Annotated in this window: 5 protein-coding genes and 2 pseudogenes; 3 read left to right on the top strand and 4 right to left on the bottom strand. The window is 29.8% G+C overall.

What is annotated here, in order from left to right; translation table 11 throughout:
- Nucleotides 1–77: pseudogene (locus KA873_RS12740) on the bottom strand (IS6 family transposase); the annotation flags it as partial.
- Nucleotides 78–92: 15 nt separating this feature from the next.
- Between KA873_RS12740 and KA873_RS12735 the strand changes: the two are divergent.
- Nucleotides 93–569 carry a hypothetical protein gene (locus KA873_RS12735; RefSeq protein ID WP_210140546.1) on the top strand — a complete coding sequence of 159 codons (477 nt, stop codon included), beginning with the start codon at nt 93–95 and terminating at the stop codon, nt 567–569.
- Nucleotides 570–678: 109 nt separating this feature from the next.
- Here the strand turns inward: KA873_RS12735 and KA873_RS12730 are convergent, their stop codons facing one another.
- Together KA873_RS12730 and KA873_RS12725 are read right to left on the bottom strand one after the other, a co-directional pair.
- Nucleotides 679–975, bottom strand: coding sequence for a hypothetical protein (locus tag KA873_RS12730; protein ID WP_071161942.1), 297 nt, complete (start codon nt 973–975; stop codon nt 679–681).
- A 407-nt stretch (nt 976–1,382) separates the two neighbouring features.
- Entirely contained in the window at nt 1,383–1,616 is a 234-nt protein-coding gene (locus KA873_RS12725; RefSeq protein ID WP_071161943.1) for a DUF4314 domain-containing protein, read from the bottom strand.
- A 976-nt stretch (nt 1,617–2,592) separates the two neighbouring features.
- On the opposite strand from KA873_RS12725, the gene KA873_RS12720 reads away from it, so the two are divergent.
- On the top strand, nt 2,593–3,009 hold the full coding sequence (locus KA873_RS12720) for a YolD-like family protein (protein ID WP_031916275.1): 417 nt from the start codon (nt 2,593–2,595) through the stop codon (nt 3,007–3,009).
- A gap of 40 nt (nt 3,010–3,049) precedes the next feature.
- Here KA873_RS12720 and KA873_RS12715 read toward each other — a convergent pair whose 3' ends face one another.
- Nucleotides 3,050–3,475 (bottom strand): hypothetical protein, encoded by a 426-nt coding sequence (locus tag KA873_RS12715; RefSeq protein ID WP_031590705.1) that lies wholly within the window; start codon nt 3,473–3,475, stop codon nt 3,050–3,052.
- 397 nt (nt 3,476–3,872) lie between these two features.
- Between KA873_RS12715 and KA873_RS12705 the strand changes: the two are divergent.
- A pseudogene (locus KA873_RS12705) lies at nt 3,873–4,082 on the top strand (protein rep); the annotation flags it as partial.

Here is a 4,082-nt window from a genome sequence, read left to right as displayed (position 1 = left end):
AATGCATATCTTAGATAGTAGATTTCGGCTACAGTGATAACTTCCTTGTTAAATTGTTTATATCTGAAATAGTCCATACAGCAGACTCCTTTTTGTTAAAATTATACTATATATTCAACTTTGCTACAGAACCCAAAAAAGTCTATGTGTATGAATATAATCCAGAAAAACACAGAATATATGAAGATTTAATATTAATATTAGAAAAATTACAATCATTCTTAAAAACTAGCAAGGCCTTTAAGTTGTCTGATGATGGGGAAATTTTAAAAATTAATGCTAAAACATTTACTTACATGGGCGTACTATTTGAAGAAATTCACGCTTATACATTTAATAAATATGCTTATGAATATATAGAGCATATTGAAATATTGAATAAATATTATTCAATACTCAAAGAAATTGAAGAAGATTACAATAAACAGATTAATGTTTATAAATATATCCCCAAAAAAATATTAAACTTTATGTCATTAGCTCATAAAGATATATATTTAGAAGAAATCGAAGATTACAAAAATAATCTACTTAAAAAGGTTAAAATATTGAAAGCACTTGATGAATAAAGTAGTTGAAAAACAACACATGTGTAAGTTACACAAATATAAATTACATATGTGTAAAAGAAGCCCTTATACAGTATGTTTGTATAAAGGCTTCTTAATTTTAAATTTATTAAACATCGAATTCTTCGTTTAACCAACCAATCGCTTTATTGTAATTTCTAAATTCTTCACACCAGCAATCATTTGTAGAATTATCTATACATAAATAAGTTTTATCAAGTGTTATTAAATACTTCCCAGTCCACTTATTATAGTCGCTTGATTTTGATATAAGTTGTTGAACACCTTTTACATATTTTCCATCAATTTGATATATTTTACTATTAACCATTTTGAATTTAAAATCTTTATATTTAGTGTCTAGTAATTGTAATAAATCATTATCTAAATTTGAGCAATTCTTCATTTTAATGACCTCCTGAAATTTTTTCTTTTAGAAATTATTTATTTTTGCTGTGTTGTGAAGCCACTGCAACAAGCCGGCGCATTGAGATTGCAAGGGTTTCAGCCTTAAAAGTTTTACGACTGGCCTTGGCCACCAAGTAAAAGTTTTAAGCCCCTTGTAATCTCAAATAGGCTTGTTAAAAGCACAATCTTTGATTGTGCGTGTGAGCGTATCAACACAAAAAAATAAATTCTAAAAAAATGGAAATAAAGGGAAAGTGAACCGTCACTTTCCCTCCATTTTTGAATTTAATTTAAATGTGAATGTGATGTGTGTGCGTTATGCACATCACATTCACTCATTATTTCAGCTTTTGGTATGGCCGATCAGGGCATAGCAAAAGCCCCCGATTTTTAGGGGGCTTTAATTTATTGAATATTTTTAGGTGTATAAGCGATAAATTTATCTTCACTGTAGACTAATGCTAATGTCGAACCATTATCCCAGTTGACGTGAATTTGACCAATGTCATCAACTTTAGTAATAGTACCTAAATCGCCCTTTTTTAAATCTGTAAAATCATCATTCACACTAATTAATTCAACTCTTAGTCCTTTTACATAATGTTTTTTTAGTAGTTCAATTTGTTTTCTATCATTCATTATAAAACCTCCAATATAAAATCAATAATATTTAGAACAGTAAGAAATAGTAACAAAGTAAAAATAAGTTTGTTGTAATTTTTCATTTCGCCCCTCCTATGATATAATTGAAGAAAGGTAGTAGGGGGTGTGAACCCCTACTTAATTAAGAACAAAATAAATAATGGACTAATTTAAAGATTGTATATGCTATGTTTAGGTATGCCAGTACCAAATTAGCTCTTGCAATCTTCTTTTTTTGTTCTTCTTCCTTCCTTTTAATCCTTTTCACTAATATCACCCCCTTTCAGAATGGATTATTATTTATTGATGTAATTGTAGATTTGGTAGAACATGACACAAAATGCTATGAAAATAATTATTAGTCCAATAAGATTAGCCATTTTAAACCCTCCTAAAATTTTTCTTTTAGAAATTATTTATTTTTGCTGTGTTGTGAAGCCACTGCAACAAGCCGGCACTTTGAGATTGCAAGGGTTTCAGCCTTAAAAGTTTTACGACTGGCTTTGGCCACCAAGTAAAAGTTTTAAGCCCCTTGTAATCTCAAATAGGCTTGTTAAAAGCACAATCTCTGATTGTGCGTGTGAGCGTATCAACACAAAAAAATAAATTCTAAAAAAAATGGAAATAAAGGGAAAGTGAACCGTCACTTTCCCTCCATTTTTGAATTTATTTTAAATGTGAATGTGATGTGTGTGCGCTATGCACATCACATTCACTCATTATTTCGGCTTTTGGTATGGCCGGTCAGGTCATACCAAAAGGCTCTAATTAATTCATTGATATATGAACGTTTATGTACGAATATCCACGTTTATTATTTTTCAATGCACGTGAGAGCTTCTCTCAGCGCCCTAAAAGTCGAAAAAAACGCTCAACCAATTATAGTTGAGCGTTATAAATAAGCGACTTCTAAAGAATTCATTTGAATAATACGAACACATGTTCTATAATGTGAGGTGAGGTGACATCTACAATGAAAGTTATAAATCCTAATTTACCTGAACCATATAAATATGAAACGGATTATAGAAAGATTCCAAGAGAATATTTAAACCCTAGAATTCCACAAGGGCGTGGGATAGTTAAGTGGCGAGCATTTAAGACTATCCCTGAACAACATGAAATATTAAATCAATATATAAAAGATCAAGATAAAATAGATATGCCTTTATTGTCAGATGAACAACTTCAAGAGATTAATGAGAAAGTCTCTCACAAAATTAGACACCACGTTATTGCTGATGTAAGTTATTGGAAAAATGGTTATATACTATCAATACAATGTTATATAAATAAAGTTGATGAATTTGGGGGAACAATGCTCATTACAAATGAAAATGGAAAAGATAGTTTAAAAATACCTTTAAGCAATATTATCAGTGTAGAATAAAAAAACCAATGACATTAAGCCATTGGTTTTTACATGATATTTATTTTTCTTGCACTAAGCTGTTAAATATATATCGCTTTAATTCATCAGTCGATAGGCTTTCAATGTAGCGTACTTTATGTTGAAAATCTGTTTCATCATAATTGAAAGTATCATTTGTTATTAGTAAACGACATTCCTCTATAATTTCTTCAAGTGATTGGTAAATTTCCATACTCTTTTCACTTTCTGTACTACCATATTTTAATAATTCATAATCTAACTCGTCTTTTAGATTAATTAAAACACTCACATACATTGAAAATGCTGTTTTGTTCAAACTTGTTTTTTTCTGTAAAGATTGTTCAAGCTCATTTTTTATATAAATGGTACTTTGCTTAATTCGTTTTGCTAAGAAATCAAGCGCTCTATATTTTGCATCTACGGGTTCCTCTGTCTTATGTTTATCATTTTTTAATATACTCATTTAAATTCCCCCTTATACTATAATTATACACTATTTAAGTAGCCATTTCCGTTCCATAAATCTACTACAGCCATATTATAAGCCTTTGCTACATCACTTTCTTTGTCAAAAGAACCTAGATGAATTCTTTTGCCATTTATAGTTATTGATGCCCTCCATTTATTTTTATATAATCGTACTCCTTTATATTTGCTAGAGCTGTTTTTCTGTGGTTCTCGATACATATAGAAATAACGTCATTTTTATTTTAGTTGCTGAAAGGTGCGTTGAAGTGTTGGTATGTATGTGTTTTAAAGTATTGAAAACCCTTAAAATTGGTTGCACAGAAAAACCCCATCTGTTAAAGTTATAAGTGACTAAACAAATAACTAAATAGATGGGGGTTTCTTTTAATATTATGTGTCCTAATAGTAGCATTTATTCAGATGAAAAATCAAGGGTTTTAGTGGACAAGACAAAAAGTGGAAAAGTGAGACCATGGAGAGAAAAGAAAATCGCTAATGTTGATTACTTTGAACTTCTGCATATTCTTGAATTTAAAAAGGCTGAAAGAGTAAAAGATTGTGCTGAAATATTAGAGTATAAACAAAATCGTGAAACAGGCGAA

The organism is Staphylococcus sp. GDY8P45P (assembly GCF_017892745.1).
GTDB classification, from domain to species: Bacteria; Bacillota; Bacilli; order Staphylococcales; family Staphylococcaceae; genus Staphylococcus; species Staphylococcus cohnii.
This window is presented reverse-complemented; position numbering and strand designations above follow the sequence as displayed.

What these genes read in the sequence shown, in the direction of transcription:
- KA873_RS12715 (WP_031590705.1), bottom strand. Translation starts at nt 3,475, where the DNA reads ATGAGTATATTAAAAAATGATAAACATAAGACAGAGGAACCCGTAGAT.
- KA873_RS12730 (WP_071161942.1), bottom strand. Translation starts at nt 975, where the DNA reads ATGAAGAATTGCTCAAATTTAGATAATGATTTATTACAATTACTAGAC.
- KA873_RS12720 (WP_031916275.1), top strand. Translation starts at nt 2,593, where the DNA reads ATGAAAGTTATAAATCCTAATTTACCTGAACCATATAAATATGAAACG.
- KA873_RS12725 (WP_071161943.1), bottom strand. Translation starts at nt 1,616, where the DNA reads ATGAATGATAGAAAACAAATTGAACTACTAAAAAAACATTATGTAAAA.